Annotated in this window: 23 protein-coding genes and 1 tRNA gene; 13 read left to right on the top strand and 11 right to left on the bottom strand. The window is 70.8% G+C overall.

The annotated features are described in order from the left end of the window. Nucleotides 1-282 precede the first annotated feature (282 nt). Nucleotides 283-359 (top strand) — tRNA-Arg (locus tag ACSQ1L_RS12095). 307 nt (nt 360-666) lie between these two features. On the opposite strand, the gene ACSQ1L_RS12090 is transcribed toward ACSQ1L_RS12095, so the two are convergent. Then, entirely contained in the window at nt 667-891 is a 225-nt protein-coding gene (locus tag ACSQ1L_RS12090; protein ID WP_435994999.1) for a hypothetical protein, read from the bottom strand. Nucleotides 892-992: 101 nt separating this feature from the next. After that, the gene (locus ACSQ1L_RS12085) at nt 993-1,466 is read right to left on the bottom strand and encodes a DUF983 domain-containing protein (protein WP_435994998.1); all 474 of its coding nucleotides are present in this window, start codon (nt 1,464-1,466) and stop codon (nt 993-995) included. A gap of 42 nt (nt 1,467-1,508) precedes the next feature. On the opposite strand from ACSQ1L_RS12085, the gene ACSQ1L_RS12080 reads away from it, so the two are divergent. Next, a complete protein-coding gene (locus ACSQ1L_RS12080; RefSeq protein WP_435994997.1) occupies nt 1,509-2,021 on the top strand; it encodes a CinA family protein in 513 nt (170 codons plus the stop codon). Nucleotides 2,022-2,058: 37 nt separating this feature from the next. After that, nucleotides 2,059-4,929 carry a tetratricopeptide repeat protein gene (locus tag ACSQ1L_RS12075; protein ID WP_435994996.1) on the top strand — a complete coding sequence of 957 codons (2,871 nt, stop codon included), beginning with the start codon at nt 2,059-2,061 and terminating at the stop codon, nt 4,927-4,929. A 12-nt stretch (nt 4,930-4,941) separates the two neighbouring features. On the opposite strand, the gene ACSQ1L_RS12070 is transcribed toward ACSQ1L_RS12075, so the two are convergent. The 3 genes from ACSQ1L_RS12070 to ACSQ1L_RS12060 all read right to left on the bottom strand — a co-directional run bounded on the left by ACSQ1L_RS12070 (nt 4,942) and on the right by ACSQ1L_RS12060 (nt 6,450). Next, a complete protein-coding gene (locus ACSQ1L_RS12070; RefSeq protein WP_435994995.1) occupies nt 4,942-5,220 on the bottom strand; it encodes an HU family DNA-binding protein in 279 nt (92 codons plus the stop codon). A 121-nt stretch (nt 5,221-5,341) separates the two neighbouring features. Further along, the gene (gene fliP / locus ACSQ1L_RS12065) at nt 5,342-6,097 is read right to left on the bottom strand and encodes a flagellar type III secretion system pore protein FliP (RefSeq protein ID WP_435995104.1); all 756 of its coding nucleotides are present in this window, start codon (nt 6,095-6,097) and stop codon (nt 5,342-5,344) included. Nucleotides 6,098-6,162: 65 nt separating this feature from the next. Next, nucleotides 6,163-6,450: a FliO/MopB family protein gene (locus ACSQ1L_RS12060; RefSeq protein ID WP_435994994.1), complete on the bottom strand. Its 288-nt coding sequence runs from the start codon at nt 6,448-6,450 to the stop codon at nt 6,163-6,165. Between the two features lie 163 nt (nt 6,451-6,613). On the opposite strand from ACSQ1L_RS12060, the gene flgB reads away from it, so the two are divergent. The 5 genes from flgB (at nt 6,614) to ACSQ1L_RS12035 (ending at nt 9,609) form a co-directional block, all read left to right on the top strand. Continuing rightward, the gene (flgB, locus tag ACSQ1L_RS12055) at nt 6,614-7,015 is read left to right on the top strand and encodes a flagellar basal body rod protein FlgB (RefSeq protein ID WP_435994993.1); all 402 of its coding nucleotides are present in this window, start codon (nt 6,614-6,616) and stop codon (nt 7,013-7,015) included. 46 nt (nt 7,016-7,061) lie between these two features. After that, a complete protein-coding gene (gene flgC, locus ACSQ1L_RS12050) occupies nt 7,062-7,448 on the top strand; it encodes a flagellar basal body rod protein FlgC (protein WP_435995102.1) in 387 nt (128 codons plus the stop codon). Nucleotides 7,449-7,458: 10 nt separating this feature from the next. Next, on the top strand, nt 7,459-7,758 hold the full coding sequence (fliE, locus tag ACSQ1L_RS12045) for a flagellar hook-basal body complex protein FliE (protein WP_435994992.1): 300 nt from the start codon (nt 7,459-7,461) through the stop codon (nt 7,756-7,758). 91 nt (nt 7,759-7,849) lie between these two features. Next, nucleotides 7,850-9,169: an amidohydrolase family protein gene (locus ACSQ1L_RS12040; RefSeq protein ID WP_435994991.1), complete on the top strand. Its 1,320-nt coding sequence runs from the start codon at nt 7,850-7,852 to the stop codon at nt 9,167-9,169. A gap of 56 nt (nt 9,170-9,225) precedes the next feature. Next, nucleotides 9,226-9,609: a VOC family protein gene (locus tag ACSQ1L_RS12035; protein WP_435994990.1), complete on the top strand. Its 384-nt coding sequence runs from the start codon at nt 9,226-9,228 to the stop codon at nt 9,607-9,609. Between the two features lie 6 nt (nt 9,610-9,615). On the opposite strand, the gene ACSQ1L_RS12030 is transcribed toward ACSQ1L_RS12035, so the two are convergent. Then, a complete protein-coding gene (locus ACSQ1L_RS12030) occupies nt 9,616-10,764 on the bottom strand; it encodes an acyltransferase family protein (RefSeq protein WP_435994989.1) in 1,149 nt (382 codons plus the stop codon). Nucleotides 10,765-10,825: 61 nt separating this feature from the next. Continuing rightward, the gene (gene folE / locus ACSQ1L_RS12025) at nt 10,826-11,401 is read right to left on the bottom strand and encodes a GTP cyclohydrolase I FolE (RefSeq protein ID WP_435994988.1); all 576 of its coding nucleotides are present in this window, start codon (nt 11,399-11,401) and stop codon (nt 10,826-10,828) included. 127 nt (nt 11,402-11,528) lie between these two features. Between folE and fliQ the strand changes: the two genes are divergently transcribed. The 3 genes from fliQ to flhB are packed head-to-tail and all read left to right on the top strand — an operon-like array spanning nt 11,529 to nt 13,634. Further along, on the top strand, nt 11,529-11,792 hold the full coding sequence (fliQ, locus tag ACSQ1L_RS12020) for a flagellar biosynthesis protein FliQ (RefSeq protein WP_435994987.1): 264 nt from the start codon (nt 11,529-11,531) through the stop codon (nt 11,790-11,792). Between the two features lie 8 nt (nt 11,793-11,800). Next, a complete protein-coding gene (gene fliR / locus ACSQ1L_RS12015; protein WP_435994986.1) occupies nt 11,801-12,571 on the top strand; it encodes a flagellar biosynthetic protein FliR in 771 nt (256 codons plus the stop codon). Further along, the gene (gene flhB / locus ACSQ1L_RS12010) at nt 12,564-13,634 is read left to right on the top strand and encodes a flagellar biosynthesis protein FlhB (protein ID WP_435994985.1); all 1,071 of its coding nucleotides are present in this window, start codon (nt 12,564-12,566) and stop codon (nt 13,632-13,634) included. Before fliR ends, flhB begins: the two co-directional genes overlap by 8 nt. Here flhB and ACSQ1L_RS12005 read toward each other — a convergent pair. Further along, nucleotides 13,609-14,322, bottom strand: a complete 714-nt coding sequence (locus tag ACSQ1L_RS12005; protein ID WP_435994984.1) for a winged helix-turn-helix transcriptional regulator — start codon at nt 14,320-14,322, stop codon at nt 13,609-13,611. The two genes, flhB and ACSQ1L_RS12005, sit on opposite strands and share 26 nt — an antisense overlap. Before the next feature lie 154 nt (nt 14,323-14,476). On the opposite strand from ACSQ1L_RS12005, the gene ACSQ1L_RS12000 reads away from it, so the two are divergent. Further along, nucleotides 14,477-15,622, top strand: coding sequence for an acyl-CoA dehydrogenase family protein (locus ACSQ1L_RS12000; protein ID WP_435994983.1), 1,146 nt, complete (start codon nt 14,477-14,479; stop codon nt 15,620-15,622). A 2-nt stretch (nt 15,623-15,624) separates the two neighbouring features. Here ACSQ1L_RS12000 and ACSQ1L_RS11995 read toward each other — a convergent pair whose 3' ends face one another. Then, on the bottom strand, nt 15,625-17,319 hold the full coding sequence (locus tag ACSQ1L_RS11995) for a sensor histidine kinase (RefSeq protein WP_435994982.1): 1,695 nt from the start codon (nt 17,317-17,319) through the stop codon (nt 15,625-15,627). A gap of 174 nt (nt 17,320-17,493) precedes the next feature. On the opposite strand from ACSQ1L_RS11995, the gene ACSQ1L_RS11990 reads away from it, so the two are divergent. Then, nucleotides 17,494-17,928 (top strand): SufE family protein, encoded by a 435-nt coding sequence (locus ACSQ1L_RS11990; RefSeq protein ID WP_435994981.1) that lies wholly within the window; start codon nt 17,494-17,496, stop codon nt 17,926-17,928. 3 nt (nt 17,929-17,931) lie between these two features. On the opposite strand, the gene ACSQ1L_RS11985 is transcribed toward ACSQ1L_RS11990, so the two are convergent. Continuing rightward, the gene (locus tag ACSQ1L_RS11985) at nt 17,932-18,459 is read right to left on the bottom strand and encodes a hypothetical protein (RefSeq protein WP_435994980.1); all 528 of its coding nucleotides are present in this window, start codon (nt 18,457-18,459) and stop codon (nt 17,932-17,934) included. Nucleotides 18,460-18,616: 157 nt separating this feature from the next. Then, nucleotides 18,617-19,128: DUF6456 domain-containing protein (locus tag ACSQ1L_RS11980; RefSeq protein ID WP_435994979.1), on the bottom strand; the 512-nt coding region annotated here is incomplete at its 5' end.

Below are 19,128 nucleotides of genomic sequence, written 5' to 3'. Positions count from 1 at the left end.
CTGTTCCGGCCCGGTTCCTCAAGCGGGGCGACGACGATTCCCGACCTGTAAACGGCAAAGCTGCAGATGGGGGAACAGGGGCGAAACGAATCAGGACCGAATCACCGACACGGCCCGATTCGGGGTTTGTTCTCCACAAGATATTGTATCTTAAGATGGATTAACCACAACTGTGGAGCCATCTCCGACGACGCCGGCGCGACCGTTGGGGCCAGGGCGGGGAATTTCCCTCCGCCCACCCGCTTCCCCCGCGCGCTGCGACCCGCTAGGTCAGCCCACGATGGCCCCGTAGCTCAGCTGCATAGAGCAAGGCTTTCCTAAAGCCGAGGTCGCAGGTTGGAGTCCTGCCGGGGTCGCCATCCACATGCCTGCTGCAGGGGCGGCGTCGCCGCGCGCCCCGCCTCGGTCAATAGCCCGGCCACTTTCGGAAATGGCAGCTCTTGCACGTCATCATCCCGGGGTGGCTGCGGCTTTCCACGAAGCGATGGGCATGTCCCGGATGCCTCAGCAGTCGATAGACCAGTTCGCGCATTTCGGTCCCCTGAAGCTTGCGCCCGACGCGACACAACGCGGCGGCGCGGTTTGGGTTCCGGCACGGCGGTTAACTATGGAAGAAGAGGCGAAAACGCCCCCGCCGCCGGAGCGACGAGGACGTTGCGAAGGCGATCAGTCGCTCTCGCCCTCGTCGTTGACTTCAGTGACGAACCAGAACCCGAGAGCGGCCGCCGCCACGAAGATCAGCCCCGCTGGTACCCCGCCCGAGAATTCGCTCGCCTCACCCGACGCGGCGCCCAGCCGGTCGGCCACCCTGGGCGCCGCCGCCGTCTGTGCGAGGGCCTGGCTGCCCACGAGGGCCAGGCCCGCGATCACCGCTGCTATGGTCTTCTTCATGGTTTGGTCTCCCGTCGCGCCCGATTAGCGCCCACGTGTGAACCGTTGCGGCGGCGCAATGTTCCGCCCCCGCTCGCGGACGGGCGTTTCGGGGCCCCGGCTCAGCGCCAGCGAGAGCCCTCGCCGTGCTTGCCGATGCTCTCGAACTCCGGCGGCGCGGCCTTGTGGACGTACTGTTCGGACACCAGCCAGCCCTTCAGGGGCCGCAGCACGCCGAGGCAGGCGACGACCAGCAGGGGCATGGTCACCACCATGTGGACCCAGATCGGCGGATGGACCCCGAACTCGAACCACATGAACAGGGCCATGCCAACCACCCCGACGAAGCTCATGCCGAAGAAGGCCGGGCCGTCGGCCGGCTCGGCGAAGCCGTAGTCGAGGCCGCAGGCCGGGCAGGACTCGCGGATGGTCAGATACCCCTTCAGCAACGGCCCCTCGCCGCAGCGCGGGCAGCGGCAGCGGAGGCCGGTCGAGAGGGTCGTGAGGTGCGGATGCTCGGGCGTGGTCACGGCGGTGTCCTGACGGGAGAGGCTCCAGATGTCGGCTTCGGGGAAGGGCGGGGCAAGCGGCCGCATTGTCGCGGGGAACGCGGTGGCGAGCGTGGCCGTTGCGGGATCATGACGGAAACCCTGAGCCCCGCCCTGCCGGACGACGTCGAAGCGTCGATCGACCGGGTGCTGAAGATCGCCAGCGACCGCGACGTCACCCTGGCCACGGCGGAGAGTTGCACCGGTGGTCTGATCGCCTCGGTGCTGACCGACGTCGAGGGCCGGTCGCACGTCTTCGAGCGCGGCTATGTGGTCTACACAGACGACGCCAAGGCCGAGGAGATCGCCGTGCCGCTGCGGCTGATCGAGCAGAACGGCGCGGTGTCCGAGCCGGTGGCCCGGGCCATGGCCGAGGGCGCGCTGCGGGCCTCGGGCGCCGCCTTGGCCGTCTCGGTGACGGGTTTCGCGGGCCCGGCCGGCCCGGACGACGAGCCGGGGCTGGTCCATTTCGCCGTGGCCGCGCTCGGCGCGCCGACCGAGCATGAGGAGCATCATTTCGGCGATATCGGCCGCGGCCCGGTCCGGCTGGAGTGCCTGCGCGTCGCCCTGCGCATGATGGAGCGCGCGGTCACCAACCGTTAACCGCGTTGAAAGGCCGCTCGCGCAAGGGTGCGCGCGCATGTCCGGCGCCTCGTCAAAACGCATCCTGCGAACCACCGTCGCCGCCGCCGCGGCCGGCGCGGTCATGTTCGCGCCCCTCGCGCCCCTGGCCCAGGAGGCGGACGCCGCGCTGGATCCCGTCACCATCCGCATCGGCGCCAACGCCGAGTTCACCCGCATCGAGTTCGCCGGCGCGGTCGGATCCCGCGCCCGTGTGCGGCGCGAGGGCGACCGGGTCATCGTCCGCATCGGCTCCACCGCCGCGCCGGACGTCTCGCGCCTCAGGGTCGATCCGCCGAAAGGCGTCGCGAAGGTCGAGACCCGCGCCGTTCAGGGCGCCACCGAACTGGTCCTGACCCTCGCGGCCGGGGCGGGGATGCGCTCGGGCAGCGCCGACGGGGCGGTTTATCTCAATCTGTACGCCGAGGCCCCCGACGCCCCGGCCGGTTCGGCCGCCCTGACCGTGCCGGTGACGGCCCAGGCCTCGGCCGGCAAGGTCAGCCTGGCCTTCCGCTGGCCGCGCGCCGTCGGCGCCGCCGTCTTCCGGCGGGGGGAGGCGGTGTGGATCGTGTTCGACACGCCGGCGCGACTCGACATGTCCGGCGCGGCGGCGCTCGGTCCCGCCTCGGATGTCCACTGGACCGCCGGGGCCGGCCACGTCGCCGTCCGCGTTTCGGCCCCGAACGGCGGGCCGGTGTCTGCGAGAGCCGACGGCTCGACCTGGACGGTGACCATCGGCGGCGAACCGGTGGCGGTCGAGGGCGTCCGCGTCGATCGGGACGACGCCGGCAAGCCCGCCCTCGTCGCGCACATGGCCGGCGCCACCAAGGCCGTCTGGCTGACCGATCCGCTGGCCGGCGACCGCTTCGCCGCCGTCACCGCCCTGGCCCCCGGCAAGGGGTTCGCTGATCGGCGCAAGACGGTGGACCTGGCCCTGCTGCCCACAGCCCACGGCCTGGCGGTCGCGACCGCCGCCACAGATCTCGCCATCCACGCCGACGGAGACCTGGTCACGCTCAGCCGGCCCGGCGGCCTGACCCTGTCGCCGCCGTCCGCCGGACTGACCGCCGCGCCCGCCGCCGGCGGCGCCCCGGTCCGCGCCCGCTACCCCGGCCTGATCCTCGGCGAATGGGCCGAGGTCGGCCACGCCGGCTTCCCGGCCCGCCACCGTCAACTCCAGAACGCCGCCGCCGTCGAGGCCATGGCCGCGGGCGAGGACCCCCGCGCCCCGGTCGAGGCCCGCCTCGCCCTGGCCCGCTTCCTGGTCGGCTCCGGCCTCGGCTACGAGGCCGTCGGCGTGCTCAACGCCATCGTCGCCCAGGCCCCGAACATGGGCGGCGAGCCCGAGCTGCGCGGCCTGCGCGGCGCCGCCCGCGCCTCCATCGGCCGTTTCGAGGAGGCCCAGGGCGATTTCGCCTCGGCCGCCGTGGCCGGCGATCCCGCCTCGGCGGTCTGGCGCGGGTACATGGCTTCGGCCCGGGGCGACCACGTCGCCGCCCGCCAGGCCTTCGCCGCCGGAGCCAAGGCGGTCGACGCCTTCCCGGCCCTCTGGCGAGCCCGCTTCGGCGCCGCCCACGCCCTGTCGGCGCTGGAGACCGGGGACCTCGACGCCGCCCGCGCCCTGTTGACCTTCAGTTTCAGCCAGAACGCGCCCGCCGCCGACCAGTTGGCGGCCCGCCTTGTCCAGGCGCGGCTGTTCGAAATGGACGGGCAGTCGGACCGCGCCCTGGCGGTCTACACCGCGATCAGCCGCGCGCCGCTCGAGGCGGTCGCCGTGCCCGCCAAGCTCGGCGTGGTCCGCCTGTCGCTGGCCAAGGGGGCGATGAAGGCCGACGCCGCGGCCATCGCGCTCGAGGGCCTGCGCTGGCGCTGGCGCGGCGACGCCACCGAACTGGCCGTGATCCGCCAGCTGGGCCAGCTCTACTTGTCGCAGGGCCTGTATCGCGAGGCCCTGACCGCCTTGAAGGGGGCCGGTCCAGGGCTGCACCGTCTCGACGGCGCCTCGGACATCCAGGCCGACCTCGGCGCCGCCTTCCGCATGCTGTTCCTCGAGGGCGGGGCCGACGGGCTGCAGCCGGTGCAGGCGCTGGGCCTGTTCTACGACTTCCGCGAACTGACCCCGATCGGGGCCGACGGCGATGAGATGGTCCGCCGCCTGGCCCGTCGCCTGGTCGACGTCGACCTGCTCGACCAGGCCGCCGAGCTGCTCAAATATCAGATCGACAACCGGCTGGACGGCGTGGCCAAGGCCCAGGTCGCCACCGATCTGGCCACCGTCTATCTGATGGACCGCCAGCCCGAGGCCGCGCTGCAGGCCATCTGGACCTCGCGCACCACCCTGCTGCCCAGCGCCCTGAACGCCGAGCGCCGCGCGCTGGAGGCCCGGGCTCTGGCCGGCCTCGGCCGCTACGACCACGCGCTGGAGGTGCTCGGCTCCGATTCCAGCACCGAGGCCCGCGACGTCCGGGCCGAGGTGCTGTGGAAGCAGGAGAAATGGACCGCCGCCGCCGCCCTCTACGAGGCGCGCCTCGGCGACCGCTTCAAGGACCCGACCGCCCTGACAGCGGACGAGGAGGCCCGGTTGATCCGGGCCGGCGTGGGTTATTCGCTGGGCCGGGACGCGGCCGCCCTGACGCGCCTGTCGCGCAACTACCGGCCATTCGTCGCCGGGGCGCGGGCGCGGCCGGCCCTGTCGATCGCCCTGGATACGGGCGCGGGGGAGGGCCCCTCCGCCGGCGACTTCGCCGCCCTGACCGCCTCGGCCGACACCTTCGCCGGCTGGGTTTCAACCATGAAGGCCGAGCTCAGACGGAAAACGGGCGGAGACCGACCCGCGGCCCCCGCCCGTCCTCAAGCTGCAGCGGCGGCCCCTGCGGGACCCGCCGCCTGACCCCGTAAGGTCTTACTTGTTGACCGCGTCCTTGAGCGGCTTCGACACGCGGAAGCGCACGGCCTTGGAGGCGGCGATCTTGATCGTCGCGCCGGTGGCCGGGTTGCGGCCTTCGCGGGCGGCGCGGGCGGCGGTGTCGAACACGCCGAGGTTCGAGATGCGAACATCGCCGCCGGCGGTCAGCGACTTCTGGATGTTCTCGACGATCGCGGTCAGCACCTTGCCGGCGTCGGCTTGCGAGACGCCCGCGTCCTTGGCGGCGGCGGCGATGAGTTCGGCTTGAGTGGTCATTTTGGGTCGTTTCCCGATTGAAGCTCGCCCCCCGATTCAAGGGCGATGACGAACGGATTGACGCCGCTTTTTCTTCCCTTGGCAAGCGACTTTGCCGTTCAAACCCCCACGGGGTGGGGATTTATCCGCTACCGGACGCTCGCTGGAAGCTCTCCACGAGGCTCCCGGCGACCAGTCTCCAGCCGTCCACGAGCACGAAAAAGATCAGCTTGAACGGCAGTGAAATCACCACCGGAGGCAGCATCATCATACCCATGGACATGAGCACGCTGGCGACCACTAGATCGATCACAAGGAACGGAACGAAAAGGAGAAATCCGATTTCGAAGGCCCGCTTCAACTCGCTGATCATGAAGGCCGGCGTGACCACCCGGAGAGGGAGGTCGGCGACGGGTGTGGCGGCCTCCACATTGGACAGCCGGGTGAACAGCGCCAGGTCGTCCCGGTCGACCTGGCCGAGCATGAAAGTCTTCACAGGTTCCGAGGCTGCGTCGAAGGCCTGGGGCAGCTCCATCTGCTGGTCCAGCAGCGGTCGGATGCCCGAATCATAGGCGTCCTGCCATGTCGGAGCCATGACGATGGCGCTCAGAAACAGGGCCAGCGACACCAGAACGGCGTTGGGCGGCGCCTGCTGCATGCCCAGGGCGGTGCGCAGCAGCGACAGCACCACGACGATGCGCACGAAGCTGGTGGTCATGATCACGATCGACGGGGCCAGCGACAGCACGGTCATCAGCCCGACCAGCTGCACCACCCGCTCGGTCAGGCCCGAGCCGGTGCCCAGATCGATATTGATCGCAGCCCCGGGGCCGCCCGCCGCCGCCACATCCTGCGCCAGCGCCGCCAGCGGCCACACGAGGCACAGGGCCGTGGTCATCAGCGACAGCAGCGCCGCCCGCTTCAGTTCAGCGCGCGAGGGCAGGACGAAGACATCCCTGAGGGTCACGTATCCGCTCCCGTGCCCGCCCCCGGGCCGCGCGGCTCGATCAGCTCCCGGCCCTCGCCGAGGATCAGCAGCCGCTCCTCATCGTCGATCCTGACCAGCACCAGCCGCCGCGCGGGGTCCAGCACCAGGGTCTCGACGACGGTCATCCGCCGTTCGCCGCGTTCGGCGCTCAGCTTGGCCATCAGTTGCGGCGCGTAGCGGCGCGCCGCCCAGGCGGCCAGGCCGATGATGCCGAGAGTGAAGGCCAGGGCGAACAGCGCCCTCAGCAGATCGAGAAAATTCATGCGACAGCCCCGCCGGCGAAGCATGTCCGGCGCCCGAGCCTTCGGCGATCATGGTTAACGACGCGTTGAGATAACCTGCCATTAACCATGCAGGCGGCAGTTTCTGCCCATCCGAGCGTGGGGGAGCCGCGCCCACTGACTTCGCGGAAGGGAGCAGACGCCCGTGTCCATCGCCGACCTGCCCCTGCTCAGCCAGATCAAGGGCCGTCTCTCCTGGTTGGACGAGCGCCAGCGCGTCATCGCCGAGAACGTCGCCAACGCAGACACCCCGGGCTACGTCGGCCGCGATCTGAACCAGCCGACGGACTTCGCCGCGGCCCTGCGCGGCGGTCCGCTGTCGATGACCCGCACCAGCGCGATGCACATCGCCCCCGCCGGACCCGTGGCGCGCTTCGAGGCGAAATCCTCGCCGGACTCCGAGACCACCCTCGACGGCAATTCGGTCGTGGTCGAGGAACAGATGCTCAAGATGGCCGAGAGCCGCATGGCCTACGACGCCGCCATCGGCCTCTACCAGAAGTCCATGCAGATGCTGCGTCTGGCCGCCAAGCCGCCGGGCCGCTGAGGAACCATAGCCGATGACCGATCCCGTCCCGCCCCGAAACAGCGCCATGGCCGTCGCCGCCAGTGCGCTCAAGGCCCAGCAGTCGCGCATGCGGGTGATCGCCGAGAACATCGCCAACGCCCAATCCACGGCGCAGGTGGCGGGCGGCGAGCCTTACCGCCGCCAGATTCCGGTCTTCCAGGCCCGCGAGATCGACGGCGCCACCGGCGTCACCCTGGCCGAGGTCCGGCCGGACATGGGCGACTTCCGCTCCGAATACGATCCGTCCCATCCGGCCGCCAACGCCGAGGGCTACGTCCTGCGCCCCAACGTCGACACCCTGGTCGAGGCCATGGACATGCGCGAGGCCCAGCGCGCCTACGAAGCCAACCTGAACGTCATTGAGACGGCGCGGTCCATGGACAACCGCACCCTCGACCTCCTGAAGCGATAGAGGCTGAACGATGAACCCCTTGATGGCGGCCAAGGCCTATGCGTCGGTTCAGGGCGGGGCCATGCCCACCGCCCCCGCGGCCCCTCCGGCCCAGTCCGGCTTCGCCGATCTGCTCAGCAACGTCATGGGCGACATGACCCAGACCTCGAAGGCCGCCGAGACCCAGATGACCGCCATGGTCCAGGGGCAGGGCAGCCTGATCGACGTGGTCACCGCCGTCTCCTCGGCCGAGGCCTCGCTCGAAACCGTCATGGCCGTCCGCGACCAGGTCATCTCCGCCTATCAGGAGATCATGCGGATGCCGATCTGACGGCCGAGCGGGTTACGGCGATTTCATCCTCGCCGCCGCATCCGTGGGGCCGGGAGCGGGCCTCCTGAGAGGACAACCGACCGGAGCCCTCATGTCCCGCCTGACCCTCGCCGCCGCCGCCCTGCTCGCCGCCGCCTGCCTGCCGACCACCGCCGCCGCCCAGCGCGGCCCCCAGCCGGTCACCGTGGTCAGGGCCGGAAACCTGTTCGACTCCGAGGCCGGTCGCATGGTCGGCCCGCGCGACATTCTGATCCGGGGAGATCGCGTCGCCGAGGTCGGGCAGGGGCTGGCGATCCCCGACGGCGCAACCGTGCTCGACCTGTCCCGCTGCTCGGTCCTGCCCGGCCTGATCGACGCGCATACCCACCTGCTGCTGGAGCAGCGGTACGGCGAGGGCCTGTCCGCCACCACCGCCCGCGACCAGGGGGTGCAGGGCGACGTCCACCGCGCGCTCGCCGGCGCCGGCCGCGCCCGCGACTATCTGCAGGCCGGCTTCACCTCGGTCCGTGATCTCGGCAACTCCGGCCGTCATCTCGACCTGATGCTCGAGCGCGGCATCAACGATGGCCTCGTGCCGGGGCCGCGCATCTATGGCTCGGGTCCGGGCCTCGCCCCGGCCGGCGGTCAGCTGGAGCCGATGCCGACGGACCCGCACCATCTCGTCGACGGCGAATACCGCATCGTCACCAGCCCCGACGACGCCCGCGCCGCCGTGCGCGACGCCGTCGCCCGCGGGGCCGACGTCATCAAGATATTCCCCGAGGCCACGCCCCAGCGCACCCGCCTGTCCGTGGCCGAGATGGCGGCGATCGTCTCCGAGGCCAAACGTCACCACATCCCGGTCGCCGCCCACGCCACCTCGGACGAGGCCGTCCGCGAGGCCGTCGAGGCGGGCGTCACCTCGATCGAGCACGCCTATCAGATCTCCGACGCGACCCTCCGCCTGATGGCGGAGCGGGGTGTCTGGCTGGTGCCGACCGATCCGTCGCTGGAGATGGCGCTGGAGTTCACCTCCAGCTGGCCGCGGCAGCCGCCGCGCGAGGAGGTCGAGCGTCACCTTCAGGACGGCCGCGACCGGTTGATGCGGGCGCACCGTCTCGGCGTCCGCATCGCCCTCGGCTCTGACCTCTATTTCCCCTATGCGCCGGGCCGGGGCGCGGGCTCCCGTGGCACCATGGACGGCTATGTCGAGGCCGGCCTGACGCCCGCGCAGGCGCTGCAGTCCGCGACCTGGGAGGCCGGCCGGTTGCTCGGCGACGACGCCCTTGGCGTCCTGAAGCCGCGCGCCTGGGCCGATCTGGTCGCCGTCGAAGGCGATCCGACCCAGGGCCTGTCGCCCCTGCGCGCGCCGCGACTGGTCATGAAGGGCGGGCGTATCGAGGCGGGCGAGGCGTCCGCCTGCGCGGGCTGACCGGGAACACCTCCGCGGCGCGGACGCTATACCTCCCACAGCCCCGGAGGGCCGCCATGCTCAAGGACCGCAACTCGTCCGCCATCGTCGCCGTCAGCGACCTCGACCGCGCCCGCGCCTTCTACGAGGACACCCTCGGCCTGACCCGCGATCCGGGCGGCGAGGAGGACGGCGTGCTCGGCTTCCGCACCGGCGACACCCATCTCACGGTCTATAAGTCCGACTACGCCGGCACCAACAAGGCCAACGCCGTCACCTGGGACATGAAGGGCGACCTGGTCGAGACGGTGAACGATCTGCGGGCGAAGGGCGTAGCCTTCGAACGCTACGACTTCCCGGGCATGGAATGGCGCGACGGGATCCATGAGGCGGGATCAATGAAACTGGCCTGGTTCAAGGACCCGGACGGCAACATCCTGCACCTCATCGAGGGGATGTAGGGCGCCTCAGCCCTCCAGCGACACCACCGGCTGGGTCACCCCGGTCGGCCGCCGCGAGCGGCCCTTCAGCCAGCTGCGGATGCGGGTCTGGATCGGGTTGTCGATCACGAAGTGGAAGGCCCAGGCGAAAGCGAAGGCCGCGATCACGCCGCCAACCCACAGCGCCCACTGCGCCCCGACCGGCAGGGCGAGGCGGGCGATGGCCACATTGGCCACCCCGAACCAGGCGATCCGCACCACCTCGTTGGTGATGAACATCGAGAACGACACCTGCGCGGCCTTCTCGACCCATTTCGAGGGCCGCGGCGTCGGCGTCGCGCCGGCCGCCAGGATGATCACCGAGATGCAGGCCAGAGAAACCAGGGCGTGCTTGTCGAAATACTGCGCGAAGGCGAGCACCAACGCCGCGCTGACTCCGGCCCAGCCGGCCAGCTTCGGACTGATCCAGACCTTCTGCGCGAACCAGGCCAGCGCCACGCCGAGGCCGAACAGGGGCAGGGCGCGGATGAAGCCGTAGCCCATCGGCATCTGGTAGATCGGGTAGCCGGACAGGCTCCAGGACAGCTGGTTGGCCGCCAGGTAGCCGCCGACGCCCAGCGCCAGCACGCTCCACGGCCCCAGCCGCATGACGCCCTTCAACAGCCACGGGAAGACGAGATAGCAGCCGATCAGGGCCGAGATCGACCAGCTCGGCGCGTTCCAGCCGTAGCCGCCGGGCACGCCGAACGCCTGCGTCAGGCTCAGCTGCGCCCACAGCTGGTCCCAGCGGAACCACTCAGGGGCCCGCGGTGAAAAGCCCAGGGCCCCGCCGACGACGATCAGCGCCACCAGCCCGACTCCCATCATCAGGTGCGCCGGCAGCACGCGCAGGTATCGCTTGAGGAAGAAGTCCGTCGCCGACATCCGGCCCGCCGCCACCGAGGCGCCGTAGACCCGCATCAGCACATAGCCGCTGTCGATCAGGAAGAAGTTGGTCAGCAGGAAGCCGCCCCGCTCGAACACCGGATGCAGGCCCTCGGCGAGGGCGATCGGCCCCGCGCCTTGGAAGTGATGCAGGATGATCAGCCCGGCCACGATGAAACGCAGCGCGTCGAGCCAGCCTCCCCGAACGATGGGAAGTGTCTCATTCCGGGTCGAAATCGCCGTCCACGCCATCGGAATGGCCTCCTTCGAGGCGAATTCCGCAAGGACCGGGCCGCGGCGATCCGGTCCGGACCTAGCCCCTGACCAGCCGCAGGAATTCCTCACGCGTCCGCGCGTCGTCGCGGATCACGCCGCTCAGATGGCTGGTGGTCAGGCTTGACCCGGCGGTATTGACGCCGCGCAGCGTCATGCAGCTGTGCTCGGCCTCGACCACCACGCCCACGCCTTGCGGACGCAGCACCTCCTGGATGGCGGTGGCGATCTCGGAGGTCATCTTTTCCTGGATCTGCAGGCGCCGGGCGAAGCCGTGCACCACCCGCGCCAGCTTGGAGATGCCGACCACCCGGTCCGTCGGCAGGTAGCCGACGTGCGCCCGGCCCACCACCGGCAGCATGTGATGCTCGCAGAAGCTGACGAAGCGGATATCCTTCAGCACCACCAGTTCGTCGTATCCGCCGACTTCCTCGAAGGTCCGCTCCAGGTATTCGCGCGGGTCGGTGTCATAGCCCGCGAACAGCTCGCGATAGCTGCGCGCCACCCGGGCCGGCGTATCCAGCACGCCCTCGCGATCGGGGTCGTCCCCGGCCCAGCGGATCAGGGTGCGCACGGCGGCTTCGGCTTCGGACTGGGTGACGGTTTCATCGGTCATGCCCCCGCTTTACGCCGGGTGGGGGGATTTGATCCAGCGCCGTTCCGCTAACGCCGCGTTAACCACAGTCCCGGCATTTTCTGCCCAGTACGGCCCCTCGGGGCGAAGGCGTAACCCGGGGCGTGGAATGAACGGTGCGGAAGTTCTGGACGTGGGCCGCGACGCCCTGTGGCTGACCATCCAGCTGTGCGCGCCCGTCCTGATCGTCGGCCTGGTGGTCGGCGTGGTCATCGGCCTGTTCCAGGCCCTGACCCAGATCCAGGAACAGACCCTGATCTACGCGCCCAAGATCATCGCCATCTTCATCTCCCTGCTGCTGTTCCTGCCGCTGATGGGCACCCTGCTGGGCGGCTTCATGCGGACCATCGCCGTGCGCATCGCCGGCATGTGACCTGACGGTTGGAACCCTACGCCACAGCCGACCAGGTCTGGCAGGGGGCCATGATCTTCGCGCGCCTCGGCGCGGTCCTGCTGATGCTGCCCGGCGTGGGCGAGAGCTATGTGCCGCCGCGCATTCGCCTGTCGCTGGCCCTCGTCATGTCGCTGGCCCTCTGGCCGGTGGTGTCGGGCAGCCTGCCGGGGCTGCCGGCGACGCTGGGCGGCATGGCCGGTTGGATCATCCGCGAGGTCCTTGTCGGCATCGCCATCGGGGCCCTGCTGCGGATGTTCCTGACCGCCCTGGCCACCGCCGGCGAGGTGGTGGCGCTGCAGACCACCCTGGCCTTCGCCCAGACAGCCAACCCGACCCAGGCCGCGCCCGGCAGCACCATCTCGGCCTTCCTGATGATCCTCGGCATCACCCTGATCTTCGCCACCAACACCCATCACCTGTTCATCGCCGGACTGGTCGGATCGTATGAGCTGATCGCCCCGGCCCGGCCGCTGGTCACCGGCGACTTCGCCAGCATGGCCGTCCGGACCGTGGGCGACGCCTTCATGCTGGGCATCCAGTTGTCGGCGCCGGTGCTGGTCTTCGCCATCATCTTCAACCTGGCGTCCGGCCTGGTCGGCCGGGTCATGCCCGCCTTCCAGGTCTATTTCGCCGCCGCCCCGCTCAGCATCATCCTGGGCCTCTCGGTCTTCGCCCTCAGCCTCGGCGTGATGGGAACGGTCTTCATCGACCGCTACCGCGACGTGGCGCGGATCTTCGCGGGGAGCGCCGGTGGCTGACGCGCCCGATCCCGAGTCGAAGACAGAAGAGGCCACCCCGCGAAAACTCGCGGACGCCCGCAAGAAGGGCGACGTCGCCAAATCGCCCGACGTCGCTGCGGCCCTGTCGCTGATGGGGGCCGCCGCGGTGATCCTGATGTCCGGCGGCTGGTTCGCCACCTCGATCGCCGAGCAGCTGGTGCCCTTCATCGCCTCGCCCCACGCCATGATGGGCGGCCTCGACGCCGGCGCCGGGGTGGAGATCGGCGCCCACGCCCTGTGGGCCATCGCCCCCTTCCTCGGCGCCGTCATGCTGGCCACCATCCTCGGCGGCGCGGGCGGCAACCTGGCCCAGTCCGGGCTGATCTTCACCGGCGAGAAGATCAAGCCCGACTGGTCCAAGGTCAGCCCGCTGAAGGGCTTCAAGCGCATCTTCGGCCCCGACGGCCTGGTCCAGTTCATCAAGACCCTGCTCAAGCTGATCGCGGTCGGCGTGATCTGCTGGCTGGTGCTCAGGCCTCATGTCCGCGAGCTCGAAATGCTCGCCGCCATGCCGCCGGCCATGATCCTGCCCTTCGCCCGGGACCTCGCCATCGCCCTGATGGTCTCGGCCCTGGTCTTCCTCGGCTTCACCGCCGGCGCCGACTACCTGTGGCAACACTTCCGCTTCGCCGAGCGGATGAAGATGTCCAAGGAGGAGCTGAAGGAGGACTACAAACAGTCCGAAGGCGACCCGCATGTGAAGGCGAAGCTGAAGCAGATCCGGGCCCAGCGCAGCCGCCAGCGGATGATGCAGAACGTGCCCAAGGCCACGGTCATCGTCACCAACCCCACCCACTATTCGGTGGCCCTGCGCTACGACACGGGCGACGCCGCCCCGGTCTGCGTCGCCAAGGGCGTCGACGCCCTGGCCCTGCGCATCCGCGAGGTGGCCCGCGAGCACTCGGTGCCGATCGTCGAGAACGTGCCCCTGGCCCGCGCCCTCTACGCCGCCGTCGACGTCGACGAGACCATCCCGCGCGAGCATTTCGAGGCCGCCGCCAAGGTCATCGGCTTTGTCATGCAGCGACGCCGACGCCGCTGACGGCGTTGGCCGCGTACGGCGCGAACGGGCTCAGGCCCAGCCACGCCTGCATGTTCGCCGCCAGCAACTCGTCCCCGGTCAGGATCATCCGCTCGTCGTCCAGCGCGCGTCGCACGGTGTCATGGCCCATCCAGATCGCCGTCATGGTTCGCAGATCGACACTGACATACAGGTCGACGTCAAAGCCCGGATCGGTCGAACACAGGTCCGCGCCGGTTTCGGGATCGACGATCAGCCAGAAATTCCGCTGGTTGGCCGGCAGGTCGGAATAGAGGAACTGGATCACGCTACGCCGTCGCGGCATCGGCGTGGTGTCCAGGCTGCGGTGCATGTCCCACATCAGCAGCGGCGCATCGAGGTGCCCCAGCGACAGCTCCGGCTGGACGCAACGCTGTCCCCAGATTCCGAACGCCTCGACGATCGGGGCCAGTTCGCGGCCCGCCTCGGTCAGCCGGTATTCGGGCGGCCCCGAGGCTGTGGTCACCCGCGCCACCACCCCCGCCGCCTGCAAGTCCCGGAGTCGTTGCGACAGCAGGGCCGGCGACATTCTCGGCACGCCGCGCCTCAGGTCGTTGAACCGCGTCGAGCCGGCGACCAGTTCGCGCAACAGCACGATGGTCCACCGCGTGCACAACACTTCGGCCGCCATGGCGGCCGGACAGAACTGCCGATAACTTCCCTGCGCCATCGCTTCCTCCCTGGAAGAGGCGCAGAATACGCCTGTTCAGGAGACCCGGACAGTTCAGTTTATGTAGCGCGCGGATTCAGTTCCTGAACTGGAAGCGACGGGCCGACACCGTCACACCATTGTCCTCACACGGACCAGACGAGGGTGTTTTCCGATGTCCATTTCCCCTGTAACCGCCCTGGAGCCGGCCCCGATCGACTGGCTGGCCCGCGCCGACGCCATCGCCGGACTGCTGGCTGACAATGCGGCGCGTCATGACGCCGACGACAGCTTCGTCGCTGAAAACTACACGCGGCTGAAGGCCGAGGGCTTCTTCTCCGCCCACGTGCCCGCCGAACTTGGCGGCGGCGGCGCGGACTACGCCGAACTGGCTGCGGTCATTCGACGCCTCGGCTCCGCCTGCGGCTCGACGGCCCTGACATACTCGATGCACTCCCACCTGGTCGCCGTCGCGGCGTGGCGCTGGAAACACCAGAACGCCCCCACCGATGGCCTGCTGAAGCGGGTCGCGGCCGAGGAGCTGGTGCTCGTCTCCAGCGGCGGCACAGACTGGCTCAACAGCGCCGGCACCGCGGTCAAGGTCGAGGGCGGCTTCCGCATCACGGCCCGCAAGATATTCTCCAGCGGCTGCCTCGCCGGCGACCTGCTCATGACCAGTGCGGTGTACGACGATCCCGAGGCCGGCCCGACCGTGCTCCACTTCGCGGTCCCCTTCGCGGCCGAGGGCGTGGCGATCCGCGAGACCTGGCGGGTCATGGGCATGCGCGGCACCGGCTCGCACGATGTCGAGCTCAACGAGGTCTTCGTGCCGGACGCCGCCATTTCCGGACGCCGGCCGAAGGGCAAGTGGCACCCGCTGTTCCACGCCATCAGCCTGTTGGCCTTCCCGCTGATCTATTCGGCCTATGTCGGGGTGGCCGAAGGCGCGCGGACCAGGGCGCTCGAGGTCGCCCGCCGCCGCCCCGCCGACGAATGCCTGGTCCAGCTGGCCGGCGAGATGCAGAACGCCTTCGCCGCCGCCGAGGGCGCGCACGAGCGGATGGTCCGCCTGGCCGAAACCGCCGCGCCCGGACCCGAGACCACCAGCCAGGCCATGATCGGCCGAACCCTCGTGGCCGAGGCGGCCATCCGCACGGTCGAACTGGCCCTCGAGGTCGCCGGCGGCGCCGCCTTCCACCGCGACCTCGGCCTCGAACGCGCCTTCCGCGACGTGCAGGGCACCCGCTTCCATCCGCTGCAGCAGAAGCCCCAGCTCCGCTACACCGGCCGGCTTGCGCTGGGTCTGGACATCGACGGCTAGGGCTACGCCCCGCCCGCCACGGGCATGGGAATGATCTCGGCTCCGCCCTCCGGCGCCGTTCGCGCCGCCTGCGCCACCGGCAGGCGCACGGTCACCGCCGTGCCCTCGCCCAAGGTGCTTTCGATGCTCATCCGGCCGCCGTGCAGTTCGGCGAAGGCGCGCACCAGCGACAGCCCGAGGCCCGTGCCTTGCTGCCGCTGCTCGATCGCACCCGCCTGTTCGAACGGGCGGCCCAGCCGCTGGGCGTCCTCGGGCGCGATACCGACCCCGGTGTCGGCCACCACGATCTCCAGATAGGGGCCGATGGCCTCCACGGTGACGGTGACCGTTCCGCCGGCCGGGGTGAATTTCACGCCGTTGGACAGCAGGTTCAGGGCGATCTGCTTGACCGCCCGCTTGTCCGCCGAGACCTCGACGGGCTCGTCGGGCAGCACGCCGGTCAGGAACACGCCCTTCTCCTCGGCGGTGACCCGCACCAGGGCGATGGCGGCCGAAACCAGTTCGCGGGCGTCGAACCGCTCCACGGTCAGGACATAGCGCTCCGCCTCGATCTTCGACACGTCGAGCACGTCGTTGATCAGCTCGAGAAGGTGGCCGCCCGCCTCGTGGATGTTGTCGACATAGGCGGCGTAGCGGTCCGGCATCGGCCCGAACAGCCGCTGGCGCATGATGTCCGAGAAGCCGAGCACGGCGTTCAGCGGCGTCCTCAGCTCATGGCTCATATTGGCCAGGAAGCGGCTCTTGCCGGCCTCGCGCGCCTCGGCCTCCACCCGCGCCGTCTCCAGCCCCAGCTCGTGGGCGTACTGGCTGGTGCCGTCGAACGCCTGGGCGATCAGGCGCGGCGAGAGCCGGTCCGGGCCGTCCAGCCGCCGCAGGACCAGCTGCACCCGCCGGTCCAGCGCCACTCTCGGCGCGAAGGTGGCGGATGCGTCGAGTCCCTGCAGGGCCCGCTCGATGGCGGCCAACAGGCGGGGCCGGTCCGGCGCATGCACCGCCGCGACCAGGCCGTGCTCGAACAGCGGATCGACGGGCAGGGCGGGCGGCGGCGCGCCGTAGGCGGCCACCACCCGGCCCGACCGTTCCAGCACCAGCGTGAGTCCCGGCTGCGCCGCCAGCAGCCATCCGACCTTGGCGGCCTCGCTTTCGGCCGTGACCAGTCGTCTCTCGCGGTCGCGCCACGACAGGCGGACGGCCAGCGCCGCCGCCCCCGCCGTCAGCACCGCCGAGATCTCGGCCAGGGCGAGCACGCTCGGCGGCGGGCCCGCGAGCCAGGCCGAGAACAGGCCGGTCAGCGCCGCCGCGCCGACTCCGAGCGCGCCCGCCTGCACCGGACGCACGCCGCCCATCGCCAGGCCCGCCGTCAGCGGCAGGAAGACGAAGCCGGCCAACGGGCCGGTCAGCCCCCCGGTCAGGCCCGCCGCCACCATGGTGGCCAGCCCCCACAGCCCGACCAGCGTCATCCGTTCGCGCGGGCCGTCGCGCTGCAGCAGGCTCAGGCCGGTCACGCCCGGCACGATCATGGCCAGCACGCCGTAGAAGACCGGCCCCTCGATTCCGCCCAGCCAGCGACCGCCGAGGGCCAGCAGCGCCGCGGCCACGGCCCAGCCGGCGTGCCAGGCGGCCAGCGCCGGACGATCACCCTGGGGCGCGCGGCCGGTCGGCGTCTCCGGGGCGGCGATGTCGGCGGACGGGGTCAAGACGGGGAATCGGACCGGGTTGAGGACGGGCGAGTGGCCGGAAAGTCTAGCCCCTCGGGCGAGTCGTCCAAAGCGCGCACCCGCCAGAGGGGAGCATCCCACGGCCGAAACCGCGGTTTCCGGGACGCCGGGGCGGTGTTGTGGTCAGCCCCCCGGCGGCTTATCTGCCCCTCGATGCCTCATGACCTTCCCACCGCCGCCTCGATTGAGGCCACCCTCGCCGAATTGGTCGAGGAGTTTGACCTCCTCGGCGACTGGGAGGGGCGGATCGAATACGTCATCGAACTGGGCAAGGATCTGGCGCCCCTGCCGGACGCGGATCGCATCGAGGCCAACAAGGTGCCGGGCTGCGCCGCCCAGGTCTGGCTGGCGGTGCGGCGCGAGGATGGACGGCTGCAGTTCCTCGCCGACAGCGACAGCGCCCTGTCCAAGGGCAATATCGCCCTGCTGCTCCGGCTCTACTCGGACCGGACGCCGGCCGAGATCCTCGCTTTCGACGCCCGCGCCGCCCTCGACCGCCTGGGCCTGCCCTCGGCGCTTACGCGTCAGCGGGCCAACGGGCTCAACGCCATGGTCGGCCGCATCCGCGAGGCCGCCCTGGCCGCCTGACCGTCAGTAGTAGGAGCCGCGCGCCGCGAGCACCGGCGGGTGGCCCGACCGTTCGCTCACGTCGATCCGGAGGGCGACCTCGTCCGGATGGACCGTGTGGCGATCCCAGCGCCAGGGATCGCCGGGCGGCTGGGACCACAGGGGGTTGCCGCGTACGATCAGTCCGGCGACCTGCGCCAGCTGGCGTGCGCTGGCCTGGTTCGACCAGACGCCGCAGGTGACCGAATAGACGTCGGCGTCACCTTCGGTGACCGTGCCCTCCTCGATCCGCAGGCGCCAGCGGCCGTCCTTCGAGACCATTTCGACCTCCGAGGCCCAGTCGTCCAGCGGCGCGTTGTCTCCGACCGGGCGGCGGAACTCCATGTCGCGGGCGGCGCGGATCGCGCTCTCGAACGACTTGGCCCGACTGGCGTAAGGCAGGCAGACCCGCGCCATCGCCAGGCCCGGGAAGATGTCCTGGGCCCCGGCCGGCGTCGCCGCCGACAAGATCGCGGAAACAGCGGCGAGGGCCGCAAGCGCGACAGACTTCACAACCAACACTAGACCCCCGGGGGCGGCCGATCCGCGGCTCTGCCCATGACAGGGCCGCGCTCCCTGCGGAGACGCGGCCTGAGACAAACCCTAGGGCCGAAGCCGGCCCCGGCAAAGTTACGAGCCTGTAACGTGCCGCCGGCCCCAGCTCCGTCGCTCAACCGATGCGATAGTGCGCCGCCAGCGCGCGCAGGCCCGCCTTCAGCACCGCCTTGCCCGCCCGCCGGCGCAGACCCAGCCCCTGCTCGGCGGCCTGCAGGGCGCTGGCCTGGATGCAGACCGCCTCGACCATCCGCCGGGCCCCACCGCAGGCCGCCAGCGCCGCCTCGACCCGCCGCGCCGCCGCCAGGGCCCGGTCGCCCGGTTCCGCCCGGACCGCCGAGCCGCCGCCGGCGCGGGGCAGGGCGTCCCAGCGCATGGTCAGCGAGGGTCCGGCCAGGGCGATTTCGGCGTCGGCCGCCAGCCGCTCGGCCGCGGCGCGTTCGGCCCGCTCGATCCACGGCCGCCCCGCCGCGTCTCGCCGCCCGGACAGCCAGGCGATGGGCGACGGGGCGAGGTTGGCGCGACGCGACTGCATCCGGCCGCTCCGGTCCATCACCGCCCGCACCCCCTCGACCAGCCCCGGCCGCCCCGCCGCCGCGAGAGGGGGGCCGACCCGCGACGGCGCGC

This window comes from Brevundimonas sp. LjRoot202 (assembly GCF_964253355.1).
Classification (GTDB): domain Bacteria; phylum Pseudomonadota; class Alphaproteobacteria; order Caulobacterales; family Caulobacteraceae; genus Brevundimonas.
This window is presented reverse-complemented; position numbering and strand designations above follow the sequence as displayed.

Bases quoted from the DNA above. Each gene is read 5' to 3' on its own strand.
- ACSQ1L_RS12090 (WP_435994999.1), bottom strand. From the start codon at position 891: ATGAAGAAGACCATAGCAGCGGTGATCGCGGGCCTGGCCCTCGTGGGC.
- ACSQ1L_RS12085 (WP_435994998.1), bottom strand. From the start codon at position 1,466: ATGCGGCCGCTTGCCCCGCCCTTCCCCGAAGCCGACATCTGGAGCCTC.
- ACSQ1L_RS12080 (WP_435994997.1), top strand. From the start codon at position 1,509: ATGACGGAAACCCTGAGCCCCGCCCTGCCGGACGACGTCGAAGCGTCG.
- ACSQ1L_RS12075 (WP_435994996.1), top strand. From the start codon at position 2,059: ATGTCCGGCGCCTCGTCAAAACGCATCCTGCGAACCACCGTCGCCGCC.
- ACSQ1L_RS12070 (WP_435994995.1), bottom strand. From the start codon at position 5,220: ATGACCACTCAAGCCGAACTCATCGCCGCCGCCGCCAAGGACGCGGGC.
- fliP (WP_435995104.1), bottom strand. From the start codon at position 6,097: ATGACCACGGCCCTGTGCCTCGTGTGGCCGCTGGCGGCGCTGGCGCAG.
- ACSQ1L_RS12060 (WP_435994994.1), bottom strand. From the start codon at position 6,450: ATGAATTTTCTCGATCTGCTGAGGGCGCTGTTCGCCCTGGCCTTCACT.
- flgC (WP_435995102.1), top strand. From the start codon at position 7,062: ATGGCCGTCGCCGCCAGTGCGCTCAAGGCCCAGCAGTCGCGCATGCGG.
- fliE (WP_435994992.1), top strand. From the start codon at position 7,459: ATGAACCCCTTGATGGCGGCCAAGGCCTATGCGTCGGTTCAGGGCGGG.
- ACSQ1L_RS12040 (WP_435994991.1), top strand. From the start codon at position 7,850: ATGTCCCGCCTGACCCTCGCCGCCGCCGCCCTGCTCGCCGCCGCCTGC.
- ACSQ1L_RS12035 (WP_435994990.1), top strand. From the start codon at position 9,226: ATGCTCAAGGACCGCAACTCGTCCGCCATCGTCGCCGTCAGCGACCTC.
- ACSQ1L_RS12030 (WP_435994989.1), bottom strand. From the start codon at position 10,764: ATGGCGTGGACGGCGATTTCGACCCGGAATGAGACACTTCCCATCGTT.
- folE (WP_435994988.1), bottom strand. From the start codon at position 11,401: ATGACCGATGAAACCGTCACCCAGTCCGAAGCCGAAGCCGCCGTGCGC.
- fliQ (WP_435994987.1), top strand. From the start codon at position 11,529: ATGAACGGTGCGGAAGTTCTGGACGTGGGCCGCGACGCCCTGTGGCTG.
- ACSQ1L_RS12005 (WP_435994984.1), bottom strand. From the start codon at position 14,322: ATGGCGCAGGGAAGTTATCGGCAGTTCTGTCCGGCCGCCATGGCGGCC.
- ACSQ1L_RS12000 (WP_435994983.1), top strand. From the start codon at position 14,477: ATGTCCATTTCCCCTGTAACCGCCCTGGAGCCGGCCCCGATCGACTGG.
- ACSQ1L_RS11990 (WP_435994981.1), top strand. From the start codon at position 17,494: ATGCCTCATGACCTTCCCACCGCCGCCTCGATTGAGGCCACCCTCGCC.